The 18684-nt window shown below is 71.5% G+C and carries 17 protein-coding genes; 5 read left to right on the forward strand and 12 right to left on the reverse strand.

The annotated features are described in order from the left end of the window. Positions 1–57: 57 nt before the first annotated feature. Positions 58–366, reverse strand: coding sequence for a hypothetical protein (locus tag OG985_RS16040; protein ID WP_371669007.1), 309 nt, complete (start codon positions 364–366; stop codon positions 58–60). Positions 367–552: 186 nt separating this feature from the next. On the opposite strand from OG985_RS16040, the gene OG985_RS16045 reads away from it, so the two are divergent. Beyond that, positions 553–1398, forward strand: coding sequence for a cyclopropane-fatty-acyl-phospholipid synthase family protein (locus tag OG985_RS16045; RefSeq protein ID WP_371669008.1), 846 nt, complete (start codon positions 553–555; stop codon positions 1396–1398). Between the two features lie 66 nt (positions 1399–1464). Here the strand turns inward: OG985_RS16045 and gatB are convergent, their stop codons facing one another. The 9 genes from gatB to OG985_RS16090 all read right to left on the reverse strand — a co-directional run bounded on the left by gatB (position 1465) and on the right by OG985_RS16090 (position 12223). Further along, positions 1465–2979: an Asp-tRNA(Asn)/Glu-tRNA(Gln) amidotransferase subunit GatB gene (gene gatB, locus OG985_RS16050; protein WP_371669009.1), complete on the reverse strand. Its 1515-nt coding sequence runs from the start codon at positions 2977–2979 to the stop codon at positions 1465–1467. Between the two features lie 15 nt (positions 2980–2994). Next, complete coding sequence (locus OG985_RS16055; RefSeq protein ID WP_356042466.1) at positions 2995–3237, reverse strand: hypothetical protein; 243 nt, start codon at positions 3235–3237, stop codon at positions 2995–2997. Beyond that, complete coding sequence (gene gatA, locus OG985_RS16060; RefSeq protein WP_371669010.1) at positions 3234–4727, reverse strand: Asp-tRNA(Asn)/Glu-tRNA(Gln) amidotransferase subunit GatA; 1494 nt, start codon at positions 4725–4727, stop codon at positions 3234–3236. The genes OG985_RS16055 and gatA overlap by 4 nt, the downstream gene beginning before the upstream one ends. Positions 4728–4734: 7 nt before the next feature. Further along, on the reverse strand, positions 4735–5031 hold the full coding sequence (gene gatC, locus OG985_RS16065) for an Asp-tRNA(Asn)/Glu-tRNA(Gln) amidotransferase subunit GatC (protein ID WP_018531282.1): 297 nt from the start codon (positions 5029–5031) through the stop codon (positions 4735–4737). 141 nt (positions 5032–5172) lie between these two features. Beyond that, positions 5173–7419: a putative bifunctional diguanylate cyclase/phosphodiesterase gene (locus OG985_RS16070; RefSeq protein WP_371669011.1), complete on the reverse strand. Its 2247-nt coding sequence runs from the start codon at positions 7417–7419 to the stop codon at positions 5173–5175. Between the two features lie 257 nt (positions 7420–7676). After that, complete coding sequence (ligA, locus tag OG985_RS16075; protein WP_371669012.1) at positions 7677–9869, reverse strand: NAD-dependent DNA ligase LigA; 2193 nt, start codon at positions 9867–9869, stop codon at positions 7677–7679. A 15-nt stretch (positions 9870–9884) separates the two neighbouring features. Further along, complete coding sequence (locus tag OG985_RS16080) at positions 9885–10841, reverse strand: methionine synthase (RefSeq protein WP_371674388.1); 957 nt, start codon at positions 10839–10841, stop codon at positions 9885–9887. Positions 10842–10966: 125 nt separating this feature from the next. Further along, positions 10967–11665: an SDR family oxidoreductase gene (locus OG985_RS16085; RefSeq protein ID WP_371669013.1), complete on the reverse strand. Its 699-nt coding sequence runs from the start codon at positions 11663–11665 to the stop codon at positions 10967–10969. Between the two features lie 18 nt (positions 11666–11683). Continuing rightward, entirely contained in the window at positions 11684–12223 is a 540-nt protein-coding gene (locus OG985_RS16090) for a TIGR00730 family Rossman fold protein (RefSeq protein ID WP_371669014.1), read from the reverse strand. A gap of 51 nt (positions 12224–12274) precedes the next feature. Here OG985_RS16090 and OG985_RS16095 point away from each other — a divergent pair, with 51 nt between their 5' ends. Continuing rightward, complete coding sequence (locus OG985_RS16095; protein ID WP_371669015.1) at positions 12275–12598, forward strand: DUF427 domain-containing protein; 324 nt, start codon at positions 12275–12277, stop codon at positions 12596–12598. Positions 12599–12636: 38 nt separating this feature from the next. Then, positions 12637–13419, forward strand: a complete 783-nt coding sequence (locus OG985_RS16100; protein ID WP_371669016.1) for an alpha/beta fold hydrolase — start codon at positions 12637–12639, stop codon at positions 13417–13419. 296 nt (positions 13420–13715) lie between these two features. Here the strand turns inward: OG985_RS16100 and mnmA are convergent, their stop codons facing one another. Further along, a complete protein-coding gene (gene mnmA / locus OG985_RS16105) occupies positions 13716–14846 on the reverse strand; it encodes a tRNA 2-thiouridine(34) synthase MnmA (protein ID WP_371669017.1) in 1131 nt (376 codons plus the stop codon). 60 nt (positions 14847–14906) lie between these two features. Between mnmA and OG985_RS16110 the strand changes: the two genes are divergently transcribed. Both OG985_RS16110 and OG985_RS16115 read left to right on the forward strand, forming a co-directional pair. After that, positions 14907–15566 carry an N-acetylmuramoyl-L-alanine amidase gene (locus OG985_RS16110; RefSeq protein WP_371669018.1) on the forward strand — a complete coding sequence of 220 codons (660 nt, stop codon included), beginning with the start codon at positions 14907–14909 and terminating at the stop codon, positions 15564–15566. A 213-nt stretch (positions 15567–15779) separates the two neighbouring features. Beyond that, positions 15780–17378: a multicopper oxidase family protein gene (locus OG985_RS16115; RefSeq protein WP_371669019.1), complete on the forward strand. Its 1599-nt coding sequence runs from the start codon at positions 15780–15782 to the stop codon at positions 17376–17378. A 63-nt stretch (positions 17379–17441) separates the two neighbouring features. Here OG985_RS16115 and OG985_RS16120 read toward each other — a convergent pair whose 3' ends face one another. Continuing rightward, positions 17442–18611, reverse strand: coding sequence for a cysteine desulfurase family protein (locus tag OG985_RS16120; protein ID WP_371669020.1), 1170 nt, complete (start codon positions 18609–18611; stop codon positions 17442–17444). Between the last annotated feature and the right edge of the window lie 73 nt (positions 18612–18684).

Consider the following 18684-nt stretch of genomic DNA (forward strand, 5'->3'; position numbering starts at 1 on the left):
CCGTTGTTCACAGGAGTGGGAGGAAGATCACAGGACAGTAACGGTCACTCTGTCACCTCAGTCGAACTGGTCGCCCAGCGCCATCACCATCGCCCCGGCGACCAGCAGCCACAGCGCCCGCCGGGTACGCCCCCGGGACCCGAGCACCGAGCCGAGCGCGCACGCGAGGGCGCCGACCGCGTAGGCGGCCGGCACGAGTGCCGGCGCGGAACCGGCGAAGCGCAGCGCCGACGCGGCCAGCCCGGCGAGCGCCAGCAGCGCGCCGGTGCCCGCCGCGAGCCAGCGGGCACGCCGCGCGTCCTCGGCCGGATCCCCGACGTCGGACACCTCGACGTCCGGTATCTCGGAATCACCGCGTCCACTCATGGCGGGCGAGCGTAGCGCCTCCGGCCGAGAAAGCGGGTGCGGGGCAGCGCGGCGCACTGCTAGCGTCCCGGCGTCCGCCGTTTCCGGCACATCGCCGCCGAACGAAGCAGGTGCGTTGTTTGAAGGTCCGACCGAGCTTCTGTGCATCACTTTCCCCTACGCAGGAATCCAGGAGCCCGTTCACCGATGACCGACAACACACCGACCGGTACACCGATTGACGCGTCGAGCACACCGACGCCGTCGAAGAGCTCGGACGACGAGCTCGCCAGCCGTCTGACGCACCCCCGCCACCCGCGCAGCAACCGCTACGACGCCCGCTGGACCATCGAGAACCAGATGGGCCCGCACGCGCTGTGGCTGCTGGAGTGGCTGGCCCCCGCTCTCGGCCTGGACCGCCTGCGCCCCGGCGCGCGGGTGCTCGACCTGGGCTGCGGGCGCGCCATGACCTCCGTGTTCCTCGCCCGGGAGTACGGCGTCCAGGTCACCGCCGCCGACCTGTGGGTCAAGCCGGAGGAGAACGCGGTACGGATCGCCGAGGCGGGCCTCGCCGACCGTGTCCTGCCCGTGTTCGCCGAGGCACACGACCTGCCCTTCGGCGAGGGCACCTTCGACGCGATCGTCTCCGTCGACGCGTACCAGTACTTCGGTACGGCCGACCTGTATCTGCCCACACTGACCCGGCTGTTGAAGCCCGGCGGGCGGATCGGTGTCGTCGTGCCCTCGCTGCGGGAGGAGCAGGCCGGGGACGAGCCGCCGGAGCACCTCAAGCCGTTCTGGGACCCGGGCTTCTGGGCCTTCCACTCCCCCGCATGGTGGCGGCGCCACTGGACGCGCGGCGGGGCCGTCGAGGTCGAGGCCGCCGACTGGCAGCCGGACGGCTGGAAGGACTGGCTGCTGTGGAGCGAGGTGTGCGCCGAGGAGAGCCCCAGCGAGTTCATGGCGGGCATGGCCCGTGAGTCGGTGGAGCTGATGCGCGCCGACCGGGGCCGTTCGCTGGGCTTCGCGCGGGTGGTCGGCCGCCGCCTCTGAGGACACCCGTGGGGGGATGCGCCGCATTCGGCGCCTCCCCCCACGGGTGGTGTTCCACGGTCGGGCTCAGCCCTCGCTGACGCCCAGCTTCTCCAGGATGAGTTCCTTGACCCGGGCCGCGTCGGCCTGGCCGCGCGTGGCCTTCATGACCGCGCCGACCAGGGCGCCGGCCGCCGCCACCTTGCCGCCACGGATCTTGTCCGCGACGCCCGGGTTGCCGGCGATGGCCTCCTCGACGGCGGCGCCCAGCGCCCCCTCGTCGGAGACGACCTTCAGACCGCGCTTGTCGACGACCTCGTCCGGGGTGCCCTCGCCGGCGAGGACGCCTTCGATGACCTGACGGGCCAGCTTGTCGTTCAGGTCGCCGGACGTCACCAGCGCGGTGACCCGGGCGACCTGCTCCGGCGTGATGGCCAGCTCGTCCAGCGACCGGCCGGACTCGTTGGCGCTGCGGGCGAGTTCACCCATCCACCACTTGCGGGCGGAGGCGGCGTCCGCACCGGCCTCGATCGTGGCGACGATCGTGTCCAGGGCGCCGGCGTTGAGGATCGCCTGCATCTCGGTGGCGCTGATGCCCCACTCCCCGAGCAGCCGGTTGCGGCGGGCCAGCGGCATTTCCGGGAGCCCGGCGCGCAGTTCCTCGACCCACTCGCGGGAGGGGGCCACCGGCACCAGGTCCGGCTCGGGGAAGTAGCGGTAGTCCTCGGCCTCTTCCTTCACGCGGCCCGAGGTGGTGGACCCCGTGTCCTCGTGGAAGTGGCGGGTCTCCTGGATGATCGTGCCGCCGTCGTTCAGCACGGCGGCGTGCCGCTGGATCTCGAAGCGGGCCGCGCGCTCCACGGACCGCAGCGAGTTCACGTTCTTCGTCTCGGACCGGGTGCCGAACTTCTCCCGGCCGTGCGGGCGCAGCGACAGGTTCACGTCGCAGCGCATCTGGCCCTGCTCCATCCGGGCCTCGGAGACGCCGAGCGCCTTGATGAGTTCGCGCAGCTCACGGACGTACGCCCGCGCGACCTCGGGGGCGCGCTCGCCGGCTCCCTCGATCGGCTTGGTGACGATCTCGATGAGCGGGATGCCGGCGCGGTTGTAGTCCAGCAGGGAGTGGGACGCGCCGTGGATACGGCCGGTGGCGCCGCCGACGTGCAGCGACTTGCCGGTGTCCTCCTCCATGTGGGCGCGCTCGATCTGCACGCGGAAGGTCTCGCCGTCCTCCAGCTGTACGTCGAGGTAGCCGTTGAAGGCGATCGGCTCGTCGTACTGGGAGGTCTGGAAGTTCTTCGGCATGTCCGGATAGAAGTAGTTCTTCCGGGCGAAGCGGCACCACTCGGCGATCTCGCAGTTCAGCGCGAGACCGATCTTGATCGCGGACTCGATGCCGATCGCGTTGACGACCGGGAGCGCGCCGGGCATGCCGAGGCAGGTCGGGCAGGTCTGCGAGTTGGGCTCGGCACCCAGTTCGGTGGAGCAGCCGCAGAACATCTTGGTCCTGGTGCCGAGTTCGACATGGACCTCGAGGCCCATGACGGGGTCGTACGACGCCAGCGCGTCCTCGTACGACACCAGGTCGGTCGTGGTGGTCACGGTGAAACTTCCCTCTCAGCCCAGCAGGACGTCGTCGTCGCCCAGCCGCTTCAGCTCGCGGTAGAGGATGGCGAGGCCGGTGGCGATGGCGGCGGCGGACACGGCCGCGTCGATCAGGCGCAGGGTGTCGTTGTCGGTGCGGGCCAGCTTGGCCTGCTTGGCGACGGCGACCGCGCCGAACGCGGTGGTGGCCATGGACAGGTACAGGCCGGACTTCGACTTCTTGAATCCCTTGGCCTTGGACAGTGCCTTGCTCACAGCGACGGAGCCTCCTCGATCAGCGGGTGACCCCACTTTTCCACGAAGGCGGCCTCGACGGCGGCACCCACCTTGTAAAGACGGTCGTCCTTCAGCACCGGAGCGATGATCTGGAGACCGACGGGGAGGTTGTCCTCCGGCGCGAGACCGCAGGGCAGCGACATGGCCGCGTTGCCCGCCAGGTTGGTCGGGATGGTGCAGAGGTCCGCGAGGTACATCGCCATCGGGTCGTCGGCGCGCTCGCCGATCGGGAAGGCGGTGGTCGGCGTCGTCGGGGAGACGATCACGTCGACCTTCTCGAAGGACGCGTCGAACTCCTGCTTGATGAGCGTGCGGACCTTCTGGGCGCTGCCGTAGTACGCGTCGTAGTAGCCGCTGGACAGGGCGTAGGTGCCCAGCATGATGCGGCGCTTGACCTCGGGGCCGAAGCCGGCCTCGCGGGTGAGGGAGGTGACCTCCTCGGCGGAGTGCGTGCCGTCGTCGCCGACCCGCAGGCCGTAGCGCAGGCCGTCGAAGCGGGCGAGGTTGGACGAGCACTCCGACGGCGCGATCAGGTAGTACGCCGACAGGGCCAGGTCGAAGGACGGGCAGTCCAGCTCGACGATCTCCGCGCCCAGTTCCTTCAGGAGGGCGACGGCCTCGTCGAACCGCTGGATGACGCCGGCCTGGTAGCCCTCGCCGCGGAACTGCTTGACGACGCCGACCCGCATCCCGGCGACGCTGCCGTTGCGGGCGGCCTCGACGACCGGCGGGACCGGGGCGTCGATCGACGTCGAGTCGAGCGGGTCGTGCCCGGCGATGACCTCGTGCAGCAGCGCCGCGTCCAGGACCGTGCGCGCGCAGGGGCCGCCCTGGTCGAGGGAGGAGGAGAAGGCGACCATGCCGTAGCGGGAGACCGCGCCGTACGTCGGCTTCACGCCGACCGTGCCGGTGACGGCGGCCGGCTGGCGGATGGAACCGCCGGTGTCGGTGCCGATGGCCAGCGGGGCCTGGTAGGAGGCGAGCGCGGCGGACGAACCGCCGCCGGAGCCGCCGGGGATCCGGGTGAGGTCCCAGGGGTTGCCGGTCGGGCCGTACGCGCTGTTCTCGGTGGAGGACCCCATGGCGAACTCGTCCATGTTGGTCTTGCCGAGGATGACGACGTCGGCGGCCTTCAGCCGCTTGGTGAGGGTCGCGTCGTACGGCGGGATCCAGCCCTCGAGGATCTTCGAACCGACGGTCGTCGGGATGCCCTCGGTGGTGAAGATGTCCTTGAGCGCCAGCGGTACGCCGGCCAGCGGGCCGAGCTTCTCGCCCCGGGCCCGCTTCTCGTCGACGGCGCGCGCCTGCGCGAGGGCGCCCTCGCGGTCGACGTGCAGGAAGGCGTGCACCTTCTCGTCGACGGCCTCGATCCGGGCCAGGTGGGCCTCGGTGACCTCGACGGCCGTGAGTTCGCCGGAGGCGACCTTCGCGGCGATCTCGGCGGCGGTGAGCTTGATGATGTCCGTCATGGTGGTGTTAGTCCTCCCCCAGGATCTGCGGCACCTTGAAACGCTGCTGCTCCTGGGCCGGGGCGCCGGAGAGCGCCTGCTCGGGGGTGAGCGAGGGACGGACCTCGTCCGCGCGCATGACGTTCGTCAGCGGCAGCGGGTGGGAGGTCGGCGGTACGTCTTGGTCGGCGACCTCGCTGACGCGGGCTACCGCGCCGATGATGTCGTCCAGCTGTCCCGCGAAGTGGTCGAGCTCTTCGGGCTTCAGCTCCAGACGCGCCAGCCGGGCGAGGTGGGCGACCTCCTCGCGCGTGATGCCAGGCATGCGGCGTTCCTCTGGGGTGAGTGTGTGTGGTGTGGGCCCAATCCTATGGGGCGGCGGGCCTTGCCTGCTAAACGGCTCCCGCGCCCGGAGGGGAGGCTCTCCGGACCGGCCCTCGCCGAGGCGGACGTGCCGCGGGCGGAGTCAGTCGTCGGTCGCCACGGCCGGCAGGGCCGCCCGCGGGCGCTGCCAGCCGCGCGACCCCCGTGCCAGCAGCCACGCCGTGGCCTCCTCCGGCGGCATCGCGGCCGCCACCAGCCAGCCCTGTACGGCGTCGCAGCCCAGGTCGCGCAGCCGCTCCCAGGTCTCGTCGTCCTCGACGCCCTCGGCCACCACGAGCAGGCCCAGCGAGTGCGCGAGGTCGACCGTGCAGCGGACGATCTCCGCGTCCTCGGTGTCGACGGCCAGCCGCGCGACGAACGAGCGGTCGATCTTGAGTTCGCTGACCGGGAGCCGGCGCAGATGCACCAGCGAGGAGTAGCCCGTCCCGAAGTCGTCCAGGGACATCTTCACGCCGTGCCCGGTCAGCCCGGCCAGCGTGTCGGCGGCCCGCTGCGGGTCCTCCAGCAGCACGTGTTCCGTTATCTCCAGCTGCAGGGACCCCGCCGGAACTCCGTGGCGGGCGAGCCGGGCGGCCACCGAACCCGCGAACCCGGGGGTGTGGACGTCACGCGGGGAGACGTTGACCGCGACCGGCACGAACAGGCCCTGGGCCCGCCACCGGGCCACCTGTGCCAGCGCCGTGTCCAGCACGTACTCGGTGAGATGGGGCATCAGCCCCGAGGACTCGGCGATCGCTATGAACTCGTCCGGCGGCACCTTCCCGCGCTCGGGATGCACCCAGCGCACCAGTGCCTCCAGGCCGGCGACCTGACCGTCGAAGCGGACCTTCGGCTGGTAGTGCAGCTGGACCTCGTGCGCGTCCAGGGCCCGGCGCAGGTCGCCGAGCAGTCCGAGCCGGTCCGGGGTGTTCGAGTCGCGCTTGGACTCGTAGACCTCGACGCCCGTACGGTCCCGCTTCGCCTGGTACATCGCCACATCCGCCCGCCTGAGCAGCCCTTCGGCGTCGAGGGCGTGGTCGGGGAAGACGGCCACTCCGGCGCTGGCCTCCAGGACGAGAGTCAGACCGTCGAGGTCGAGCGGGGAGCTGAGCGCCCCCACCAGACTGCGGGCGATCCGGGTCGCGGACGTCGTCGAGTCGGCGACCGGCAGTAAGACCGCGAACTCGTCACCGCCGAGCCGCGCGGCCTCCGCCCCGCGCGGCAGCGCCAGGCGCAGCCGGTCCGCTATCTGCAGGAGCAGCCGGTCACCGGCGAGATGGCCCAGCGTGTCGTTGACCGAGCGGAAGCGGTCCAGGTCTATGACCATCAGGGCGGAGCGGGCGCCGATGCGTTCGGCGTCGTCCAGCGCGGTCCAGATGCGTTCCAGCAGCCACTGCCGGTTGGGCAGCCCGGTCAGCGGGTCGCGCAGTTGCTCCTCCGCCCGGGCCCTGGCTATCCAGAGGGTGGAGTCGAGGGCGATGAGGGGGATGGCGAACAGCGGCAGCAGGAGCGGCATGGCGACGGCGACCACGCAGATCAGCGGGGCGATCCCGAGCAGCGCGAGCGCGACCAGTCCCTGTCTGACCAGGGCGGTGCGGGCCACGGTGGGCAGGCCGCCGCGCGGTGCGTACAGGTACCAGAGCAGGACGCGGGTCACCGCGAGATAGGCGACCGCGACCAGCACCACCTCGGGGGCCGTGTAGAGGGTCCAGGTCTCGGGGTTCCAGGGGCGCTCGACGGACGGCACGCGGCCGAAGGAGGCCAGCACCAGGGCGCCGGCGCCGACGCCGAGGATGTCCACCGCGCCGTGCAGAACGCCCTGCCGCCAGCGGTGGCGCCTGGCTATGCCCACCAGGACGACGACGGTGAGGCTGACCATGCCGGCGGGCATCCAGCCGTACAGCAGCAGGCCGGCGAGGGTGAGGGCGGCGCCGGAGCCGGTGCCGCCCCACCAGCGGGCGCGGCCGAGCGCCACCAGGTGGCCGACGATGACGCCGGTGAGCACGGCCAGGGACCAGCCCACCGTGCCGGACGGGAAGAGCGCGTGGTCTCCGCGGAAGCCGCGGTAGAAGCCGGCGCCCAGTACGAAGCCGGCCGCCGCGACGACGGCCGCGGGCAGCACGGGCCAGGAGACGTGCCGTTCGTGCTCGGCGCCAGGAAGTCCGTGGCTGTGCTCGGCGGCGAGCTGCGCGGCACCGCGCCCGTCCACGACGGGGTGCCGTCCGGTGGTGCGCCGCTCGACGCCCGGGCGTTCCGAAGGCCGCCCGGTCCACCGGCTCTCGCGCAGTGCGCCGGCCATCCGGCGCACGCGCGGCCATGAGTCCGGGGCGGCGCTCTCGGTCGGTTCCATTCCCGTCCCTCTCACAACCGGCGGTGCCCACGCCACGCGGCCCGATGCCCGACATCCCTCAACGGCGCCGCGTTGGAAAACCCTTCCCCTGCTCCTGAGGAGCAGGGGATGCCCCAACCGCAGCTGGGCACGGCGGGCGCATTCCTCAACAGTAGGCCGCAGAAGGCTTCCACGGGCAGCGGTCGTCGACGGTTGCCCGAATGCGCCCCTGCCACCCCTATGCATCTGGTATGCGCCGATCGAGTGGCCTTCAACCGCTACTCCTCGGTCGGAAGCGCGACTTCGGCCGCTGCCTCCGGCCCTTGTTCCAGCAGGACCTGGAAGCCGTCCTCGTTCAGAACAGGAACCTTGAGCTGCATTGCCTTGTCATATTTGGAACCAGGGTTGTCACCCACAACGACGAATGAGGTCTTCTTCGAAACCGATCCGGTTACTTTCGCGCCCCGGCTCTGCAGCGCCTCCTTGGCGGCATCGCGCGTGAAGTGCTCGAGAGTGCCGGTGACCACGAGAGTCATGCCTTCGAGCGGCCGCGGGCCCTCCGTCTCGCCGGAGCCCTCGTCCTCCATGCGGACACCGGCGGCCTTCCACTTTCGGATGATCTCGCGGTGCCAGTCCTCGGCGAACCATTCCTTGACCGCCTTCGCGACGATCCCGCCCACCCCGTCGACCGCGACCAGCTCCTCCTCCGAGGCCTGCTCGATGCGCTCGATCGACCGGAACTCGCGGGCCAGCGCCTCGGCCGCCACCGGGCCGACATGACGGATCGACAGGCCGGTGAGAACGCGCGCGAGCGGACGCTTCTTGGCCTCGGCGATGGTGTCCAGCATCGCAAGCGCGTTCTTCTTCGGCTCGCCCAGCTGGTTGGCGAAGACCGTGGCGACCTTCTCCTCACCGGTCTTCGGGTCGCGCTTGGGCAGACCGCTGTCCTGGTCGAGGACGTACGCCTTGATGGGCAGCAACTGCTCGACGGTGAGGTCGAACAGGTCGCCCTCGTTCCTCAGCGGTGGTTCGGCGGGCTCCAGCGGGCTGGTCAGGGCCGCGGCGGCGACGTACCCGAAGTGCTCGATGTCGAGCGACTTACGGCCCGCGAGATAGAACAGGCGCTCCCTCAGCTGGGCCCGGCAGGCACGGGCGTTGGGGCAGCGCAGGTCGACGTCGCCCTCCTTGGAGGGGGCCAGCGGTGTGCCGCACTCGGGGCACTCGGACGGCATCACGAACTCCCGCTCGCTGCCGTCGCGCAGGTCGACGACCGGTCCGAGGATCTCCGGGATGACCTCACCGGCCTTGCGCAGCACCACCGTGTCCCCGATGAGGACGCCCTTGGCCTTGACGACGTCCTGGTTGTGCAGGGTGGCGAACTCGACCTCCGAGCCCGCGACCGTGACGGGTTCGACCTGCGCGTACGGCGTGACCCGGCCCGTGCGCCCCACGCCCACCCGGATGTTGATGAGCTTGGTGTTGACCTCCTCGGGCGCGTACTTGTACGCGATCGCCCAGCGCGGCGCGCGGGAGGTGGAGCCGAGGCGTCCCTGGAGCGGGATCTCGTCGAGCTTGACCACCACGCCGTCGATCTCGTGGTCCACCGAGTGGCGGTTCTCGCCGTAGTGCGCGATGAACTGCCGTACCCCGTCGAGGTCGTCGACCACCTTGTTGTGCGGTGAGGTGGGCAGGCCCCAGGTCTTCAGCAGGTCGTACGCCTGGGAGAGACGGGTGAGGCCGGCGAAGCCCTCCAGGACACCGATGCCGTGGACGACCATGTGCAGGGGGCGGCCGGCGGTGACGCGGGGGTCCTTCTGGCGCAGCGAACCGGCCGCCGCGTTGCGCGGGTTGGCGAAGGGCTTGTCGCCGGCCTCGACCAGGCGGGCGTTGAGCCCCTCGAACTTGGCCATCGGGAAGTAGACCTCGCCGCGGATCTCCACGCGGTCCGGGACGCGGTCGCCGTGCAGCCGTTCCGGGATCTCCGCGATGGTGCGGACGTTGGGAGTGATGTCCTCGCCGGTGCGGCCGTCGCCGCGGGTCGCCGCGCGCGTGAGGCGGCCGTGCTCGTAGGTGAGGTTGACGGCGAGACCGTCGACCTTCAGCTCGCACAGGAGGTGGTAGCCGGAGGCGCCCACGTCCTTGGCGACGCGGTCGGCCCAGGTGACCAGCTCCTCGTCGCTGAAGGCGTTGTCGAGGGAGAGCATGCGCGAGGGGTGCTCGACGGAGGTGAACTCCGTCGCGTAGGCCCCCGCCACCTTCTGGGTGGGCGAGTCGGGGGTACGCAGCTCGGGATGCTCCTCCTCCAGCGCCTCCAGGGAGCGCAGGAGCGTGTCGAACTCCGCGTCGCTGACGACCGGGGCGTCCTTCACGTAGTACCGGAAACGGTGCTCCTCGATCTGCTCAGCGAGCTGCGCGTGCTTCTCCCGTGCCTCGGCGGGCACCGTCGTCTCCGCTTGCTTGTCGCCGGCCACCGTGTTGTCCTCCCGTTACTCTGGGTTGTCCGCGAGGGATCTCGCCGCCCGGACGCAGTGGGCGAGTGCCCGTCGCGCGTACTGCGGGGAAGCTCCCGCGAGTCCGCACGCCGGGGTGAGGGTCACCGCCTCCGCGAGAAGCCCCGGAGACAGCCCCAGCCTGCGCCACAGCGTCCTGACACCCATGACGCTACCGGCCGGGTCTGACAACGCGCCGTCCGTGCCGGGCACGACACCGGCGAGCAGCCGGGTGCCGCCCTCCACCGCCTCACCGATCGCGTCGTCGTCACGCTCGGTGAGAAGGGAGAAGTCGAAGGAGACCGCCGCCGCGCCCGCCCGGCGCAGCAGGGCGAACGGAACGTCCGGTGCGCACGAGTGGACCACGACCGGCCCGCCGCCGTTGACCCCGACGACGTCCCGGAGCGTGTCCTCGACGACCTGCCGGTCCACGGCGCGGTGGGTGCGGTAGCCGCTCGCGGACCTCACCTGGCCCCGCAGCACGGCCACGAGGGAGGGCTCGTCGAGCTGGAGCACCACCTGAGCCCCGGGCAGCCTCCGCCGGACCTCCTCCAGGTGCAGCCGCAGCCCCTCGGCGAGCGAGCCGGCCAGGTCGCGGTAGGCGCCGACGTCGGACAGGGCGACCTCGCCGTTGCGCAGCTCCAGCGCGGCGGCCAGGGTCCAGGGGCCGACTGCCTGCACCTTGAGCGGGCCCTCGTAGCCCTGGGTGAACTCCTCCAGGGCGTCGAGGTCCTCGCCGAGCCACGAGCGGGCCCGCTTGGTGTCCCGGCCCGGGCGGTCGCCGATCCGCCAGCCGCTGGGCTCCACGCGCGCGTACAGCTCGACGAGCATCCCGGCGGTCCGCCCGATCATGTCCGCGCCGGGTCCCCTGGCGGGCAGTTCGGGAAGGAAGGGGAAGTCCTCGACGGACCCGGTGACGGTCTTGACGGCTTCGCGGGCGTCGCCCCCGGGCATGGAGCCGATGCCTGTGGCCCGGCCGAAACTGAGGTGTGCGTTCACGTGGGAAGCCTACGTAGGTTTCGGGGCCCGGGGACCCGCCCGGTGACCGTCGCTCCGCGGACGCCGGAGAGGCTGGTCCGTCACCGTCCCGGCCGCACCGTCAGGTCGTTGATCTCCGCGTCCCCGGGCAGGTCGACGGCCGTCAGGATCGTCGTGGCGACCGACTCGGGATCGATCCACTTCGAGGCGTCGTACTCCTTGCCCTCCTGCTGGTGGACCTTGGCCTGCATGGGGCTCGCGGTGCGGCCGGGGTAGACGGACGTGACGCGGACGCCGTTGCCGTGCTCCTCCTGACGCAGGGAGTCCGCCAGGGCCTTCAGGCCGTGCTTCGAGGCCGCGTACGCCGACCAGTCGGCGTGGGCGCTCAGTCCGGCGCCGGAGTTCACGAACACGACGTGGCCGCGGGCGGTGCGGAGTGGGGGCAGGAAGTGGCGGGTCAGTTCGGCGGGGGCGATCAGGTTGACATTGAGCTGGTGGCGCCAGGACTTGGGGGTCAGCTCGCCGACCGGGCCCAGGTCGACGACCCCGGCGACGTGGAACAGGCAGTCCACCCGGTCCGGGAGCGACTGGTGCGAGAAGGCCCAGCTCAGCTTGTCGGGGTCGGCCAGGTCCCCGACGAGCGTCCTCGCGCCGGGGAACCGGGCCGCCAGCTCCTTCGCGCGACCCGCGTCGCGCGCGTGCAGCACGAGGTCGTCCCCGCGCGCGTGCAGGCGGCGGGCGAGGGCCGCGCCGATGCCGGAACCCGCCCCGGTGATCACATGTGTAGCCATGCCCGCCATGCTCGCATCACCCGCGGCTCACTCGACGCCCTGGCTCTCCTCCAGGTAGGCCAGTGCCCCCACCGGCTCCTCCGCGAAGAACACCAGGTCGGTCAGCGGTCGGGGCAGGAACCCCTCGTCCTCCATACGGCGGAACTGCTCCTTCAGGCCGTCGTAGAAGCCGGCGGTGTTGAGGAGTACGACCGGCTTGTCGGTGTGGCCGTGTTTCTTCAGCTCCAGGATCTCGGTCGCCTCGTCGAGCGTTCCCGTGCCACCGACCATGATCACGACCGCGTCTGCCTTCTCCAGCAACAGCCGCTTCCGCTCGGCCAGATCGCCCGCGATCACCATCTCGTCGGCACCCGCGCGCGCCTTGGCGGCCAGGAAGCCCACCGACACGCCCAGCAGCCGGCCGCCGGCCTCCTGCACACCGTCGGCGACCACCTTCATCAGCCCGACGTCCGAACCGCCCCACACGAGGGTGTGGCCGCCCTTGCCCAGCAGTTTCGCGAACTCCCGCGCGGGGCGCGTGTAGCGGTCGTCGAGGTCGGCGGCGGAGAGGAAGACGCAGATTCGCATGAAGTCACCGTACGCGGGAAGAAACCGCGGGCCTCCCGGCGCTCTTCCGGTATGGCCCAAGGACACACGATCACCATCGAGCACGGCACGCAGCATGTGAGGGTCGTCCACGGCGACCGGGTGCTGGCGGAGAGCGACCGGCCCCTCGTCCTGCGGGAGACGGGCTCACCCGTGCGGCACTACCTCCCCGTCGAGGACGTACGACTCGAACTGCTGGCCCCCTCCGAGACCCACACGTACTGCCCGTTCAAGGGCACCGCCTCCTACTGGTCGCTGCCGGACGCGGCCGACCTCGTGTGGGGGTACCCGGACCCCAAGCCCGACGTCGCCGAGATCAAGGACCACCTGTGCTTCTACGAAGTGGAAGTGTCGTGACCGATTAATCGCGTGGGGGTACGGCAGTCTCCCCAGGCATGGACAAGAAGACCCTTTCGCGCGACGGCACGTCCCTCGCGTATGAACGCACCGGACAGGGCCCGGCGGTCGTCCTCGTGAGCGGCGCGATGTCGACGGGCGCCACGGTCGCGCCCCTGGCCCCGCTCCTCGCGGACCGCTTCAGCGTCGTGGCCTACGACAGGCGGGGCCGCGGCGGCAGCGGTGACACGACGCCGTACGCGGTCGCCCGTGAGGTGGAGGACCTCGCGGCGATCATCGAGGCCGCGGGCGGCGACGCCGCGCTCTACGGCATCTCGTCGGGCGGCGCGCTGGCCCTGGAGGCGGCGGCCAGTGGGCTGCCGGTCCGTGCCGTGGCCGTGTACGAGCCGCCGTTCGCCGACCACGGGGGCGGCGGCGCGGAGGGACGTGCCGAGTACACCGAGAACCTGACCGCGGCACTCGCGCAGGGCCGGCGCGGCGACGCGGTCGAGCTGTTCCTGCGGCTGACCGGACTGGCCGAGGAGATGATCGCGGGCGCCCGCCAGTCCCCCCTGTGGGCCGGCCTGGAGGCGATCGCCCCGAGCCTCGCCTACGACGACGCCGTGATGGGCGACGGTCTGGTGCCCCGCGACCGGCTGGCCTCGATCGGCGTTCCGGTTCTGGCGCTGGCGGGCGGGGCCAGCCCCGGCTGGCTGCGGGAGGCGGCCGAGGACGTCGCGGCCGCGGCGCCCGAGGGCACGTATCGCACGCTGGACGGTCAGACCCACATGGTGGAGCCCGCCGCTCTGGCGCCCGTGCTGGCGGAGTTCTTCACCGCCTGAGCGCTCCGCCGAGTTCTTCACCGCCTGAGCGCTCCGCCGGAAGTCCCGTGGGCCGGCGGCGGTGCGGTTGTTTGGTGGCCGGTCGTGCGGCGCCCGCGCCCCTTCGGGCGCCGCCGAACCGCGCGCCGGACTCCACCGAGGCCGCACGGTCCCAGGGACCGTGCAGGCCCTGGGCCCGCTCAGGCCCCTGGACCGCCCACCCACGACCGCTCACGCCACGAGACCGCTCACGCCACGAGTCCGCTCACGCCCCACGGCCACTCAAGGCCTCTGGACCGCCCACGACCCACGACCGCTCAGGCCACTCCCGCCGTCGCCCGCGTGGTCGTGGCGATCGTCGCCGAGCCGAGCACGCGGGTGCCGTCGTACAGGACGATCGCCTGGCCGGGGGCCACGCCGCGGACCGGCTCGGTGAACGACACCTCGAGGGTGCCGTCGACCAGTTCGGCGGTGACCTCCGTCTCGCCGCCGTGGGCGCGGAGCTGGGCCGTGTACGTGCCCGGGCCGGTGGGGGCGGTTCCGCACCAGCGCGGCCTGACCGCCGTCAGCGCGCTGACGTCCAGGGCGGCCGCCGGGCCGACCGTCACCGTGTTGTCCACCGGGGAGATGTCGAGGACGTAGCGCGGCTTGCCGTCGGCGGCCGGGGTGCCGATGCGCAGGCCCTTGCGCTGGCCGATGGTGAAGCCGTACGCGCCCTCGTGGGTGCCGATCCTGGTGCCGGACTCGTCGACGATGTCGCCCTCGGCCTTGCCGAGCCGGTTCGCCAGGAAGCCCTGGGTGTCGCCGTCGGCGATGAAGCAGATGTCGTGCGAGTCGGGCTTCTTGGCGACGGCGAGACCCCGGCGCTCGGCCTCCGCGCGGATCTCGTCCTTCGTCGTGAGCGTGTCGCCGAGCGGGAACAGCGCGTGGGCGAGCTGCCTCTCGTCCAGGACGCCGAGGACGTAGGACTGGTCCTTCGCCATGTCGGAGGCGCGGTGCAGCTCGCGGCTGCCGTCCTCGCGCACGATCACCTGGGCGTAGTGGCCCGTGCAGACCGCGTCGAAGCCCAGGGCGAGCGCCTTGTCGAGCAGGGCGGCGAACTTGATCTTCTCGTTGCAGCGCAGGCACGGGTTGGGGGTGCGCCCCGCCTCGTACTCGGCGACGAAGTCCTCGACGACGTCCTCGCGGAAGCGGTCGGCGAGGTCCCACACGTAGAACGGGATGCCGATGACGTCCGCGGCGCGGCGGGCGTCGCGCGAGTCCTCGATGGTGCAACAGCCGCGCGCGCCCGTGCGGAACGACTGCGGGTTCGCGGACAGCGCGAGGTGGACGCCGGTCACGTCGTGGCCCGCCTCGGCGGCGCGGGCGGCGGCGACGGCCGAGTCGACGCCGCCCGACATGGCGGCGAGCACGCGAAGCGGACGGGAAAGCTGCGGGGTGTCAGTCATAGCCCTTCAAGGGTAAGGGGGCGCGGGAACCAGGACCCGCGAGTATCCGTTCTCGATCACATGGGGGACTCACATCGCGACACGGACCGGCACATCGGGCGGCGCGCTCTGCTCATCGGCGGGGCCGCGGCCGCCGTCGGCACGGCCGTGCTCGCGCGCGACGAGCTGGCGCACCTGTGGTGGCGGCTGCCCGGCGTGGAGAAGTCGCGGGTGGAGGGCGCTGTGGACTTCCGGGGTGCCGCGTGGGTGGCGGCCTCGTCGGCGAACTGGCGGCTGGCGGACCGGCCGGACGACTACGCCATAGACCGGGTGGTCATCCATGTCACCCAGGGGAGTCTCGCGAGCGCGGTCAAAGCCTTCCAGGATCCCGGCCACGGGGCCGCGGCCCACTACATCGTCCACAAGGACGGGCGCATCACCCAGATGATCCGCGAGCTGGACGTGGCGTTCCACGCGGGCAACCGGGAGTACAACGAGCGCAGCGTCGGCATAGAGCACGAGGGTTTCGTGGACCGGCCGAAGGACTTCACCGACGCGATGTACGCGGCCTCCGCGCGGCTGACCGCGGGGATATGCGGGCGGTACGGCATCCCGGTCGACCGGAAGCACATCATCGGGCACGTGGAGGTGCCGGGGACGGACCACACCGACCCCGGGCGGCACTGGGACTGGGACCGGTACACAGGACTCGTTCGGCGGGCACAGCGGGCGACCGCGTGACATGGGTCACATGACGGCAGGGCTGTGAAAGATCCCGGCCGGCCCGGCGCCCGATGCGTCCCCCGCCCGGGATGTGACCTGCGGCACCTCAACCCGGCCATCTTCATGGGGCGTTGAGAAGCGTTCCGGCGCCCCCGACTTTCACAGCCGGCGCGGCTTCCTCCTACCCCGGGCCCAGTCTTCACACAGCCCTCAGGTCAAATATCCGGCACCATGACACACATCACTGAGCCGGGCTCAGGAGCGGGCGGGAACAGCGGCGGTCTCGGCGAGAGCGAGGCCGGCAAACGCGAGCACAGCAAGGGCCGGGCGGAGAAGCGGGACCACGGCAGGCGCGGGGCGGGCAGGGGCAAGGGCCTGCACCGGCGCACGTTCCTCGGCGGTATGGCCGGGGTCGGCCTGGCGGCGGTGGGAGCGGCCGGGGCGACCTTCTCGCTGCTGACCGACGCGGGCGGCAACAAGGCCGGCGCCGCGACGAGCACCGCCACCCTCACCGTGCCGGACCTCCTGGAGGGCACGACCACCGACGGCACCACCACCTTCACCCTGGAGGCCAAGAGCGGGACCAGCGAGGTTCTCAGCGGTGTCACCAGCACCACGGCGGGCTACAACCAGTCGTTCCTCGGCCCCACCATGAAGTGGACCAACGGCGACACCGTCCTGGTGAACATCACCAACAGCCTCTCCGAGGACACCACCGTCCACTTCCACGGCGCACACGTCCCGCCGAAGATGGACGGCGGCCCGCAGAACGCCTTCTCGTCCGGCACGACCTGGTCACCGACGTTCACCGTCAAGGACGAGGCGAAAACGCTCTGGTACCACCCGCACGCCCTGGGCACCACGGCCGAGCAGGCCACCCACGGCCTGGCCGGAATGATCATCGTGGAGGACGACTCCACCGCCTCCGCCGCCCTGCCGAGCGACTACGGCGTCGACGACATCCCGCTCGTCTTCCAGTGCCTGGCGGTCGACAGCGCCGGCGACATCAAGTACGACCAGGCCGGCTACCTCACCAGCGGTCTCAGCTTTCCGGTCCTGGTGAACGGCACCAACGTCGACGACACCACGCTCACCTTCAGCGCCACCAAGACCCGTAACCGCTTCCGCGCGCTCAACGCCTCGCCGTCGGACATCATCACCCTCCAGCGCAGCGACGGTGGCACGCTGACCCAGATCGCCACCGACCAGGGCTACCTGACCGAGGCGACGGAGGTGGACACCATCCGGCTGGTGGCCGGCGCCCGCGCCGAGTTCGTCATGGACGTCAGCGAGGACGTCACCCTCCAGGTGGTCATCACGACCGGCTGGATCCGCGGCGGCTCCGGCACGTACGACTTCCTGACCGTCGCCGCGGGCGGCAGCGACACCCCGGACGACCTGCCGAGCAGTCTCAACACCATCGACCGGTACGACACCTCCGACTTCACGGCGCGCACCATCACGCTCAGCAACACGGGCGCGACGATGAAGATCAACGGCCAGGCCGGGCTCACCATGTCCGGCATGACCATGATCAGCACCACACTGGGCGCCAAGGAGATCTGGACGATCACCAACGCCTCCCAGCTGGAACACTCGTTCCACCTGCACGACGTGCCCTACCAGCTGGTCTCGATCAACGGGGCGGATCCCAAGGGGGTCGAACTCGGCTGGTACGACACGTTCGAGGTCGTCGGCGGCGGCTCGATCAAGATCGCCATGGAGTTCACCGACTTCGCCGACGACACCTACATGTACATGCTCCACTGCCACCTGCTGCAACACGAGGACGAGGGCATGATGGCCTCCCTCATGGTGACGGAGAGCTAGGGCCTACCGCCGGTGCCGCGGTCGGCAGGGCGACAGGCCGCGGCCGGATCCGAACGACCGGCCCTACGTCAGCCCCGCCGCCCGTGCCCGCTCCACGGCCGGGCCGATCGCCTTGCCGACCGCCTCGACGTCGGCCTCCGTGGAGGTGTGGCCGAGGGAGAAGCGGAGGGTGCCTCGGGCCAGGTCCGGGTCCGTGCCGGTGGCCAGGAGGACATGGCTGGGCTGTGCGACGCCGGCGGTGCAGGCGGAGCCCGTGGAGCACTCGATGCCCTGGGCGTCGAGCAGGAGGAGCAGCGAGTCGCCTTCGCAGCCGGGGAAGGTGAAGTGGGCGTTGGCCGGGAGGCGGCCGCCGGGCGACGGGTCGCCGCCGAGGATCGCGTCGGGCACCGCCGTACGGACCGCCTCGACCAGGCTGTCGCGCAGGGCGCCGATCTCTCGTGTGAACCATTCGCGCTGCTCGGCGGCCAGCCGTCCGGCGACCGCGAAGGAAGCGATAGCGGGGACGTCGAGGGTGCCGGAGCGGACGTGCCGTTCCTGGCCGCCACCGTGCAGTACGGGTACGGGGGTGTGCTCGCGCCCGAGGATGAGGGCGCCGATGCCGTAGGGGCCGCCGATCTTGTGCCCGGACACCGTCATCGCGGCGAGGCCGGAGGCCGCGAAGTCGACCGGGACCTGGCCGTAGGCCTGGACCGCGTCGGCGTGCAGCGGGATGCCGAACTCGGCGGCGACGTCGGCCAGTTCGCGGACCGGCAGGACGGTGCCGATCTCGTTGTTGGCCCACATCACGGTGGCCAGGGCCACGTCGTCGGGGTTGCGGGCGATGGCCTCGCGCAGCGCCTCGGGGTGGACCCTGCCGTACCCGTCGACCGGGAGGTACTCGACGGTGGCGCCCTCGTGTTCGCCGAGCCAGTGCACGGCGTCGAGGACGGCGTGGTGCTCGACGGGACTGGACAGCACCCGGGTGCGGGCCGGGTCGGCGTCGCGGCGGGACCAGTACAGGCCCTTGACGGCGAGGTTGTCGGCCTCGGTGCCGCCGGAGGTGAGGACGACCTCGCTGGGGCGCGCGCCGAGGGATTCGGCGAGGGTCTCGCGGGCCTCCTCGACCGTGCGGCGGGCCTGTCGGCCGGATGCGTGCAGAGAGGAGGCGTTGCCGGTGACACTCAGGTGCGCGGCGAGTGCCTCGACTGCCTCGGGAAGCATCGGGGTGGTCGCGGCGTGGTCGAGGTATGCCATGGTGACCCGATTCTACGGGGACCGGGTCGCAGGACTCGGCGCCAGGCCCGCCCGGAAGACCGGTGGCTCTCGG

Source organism: Streptomyces sp. NBC_00289 (genome assembly GCF_041435115.1).
Classification (GTDB): domain Bacteria; phylum Actinomycetota; class Actinomycetes; order Streptomycetales; family Streptomycetaceae; genus Streptomyces.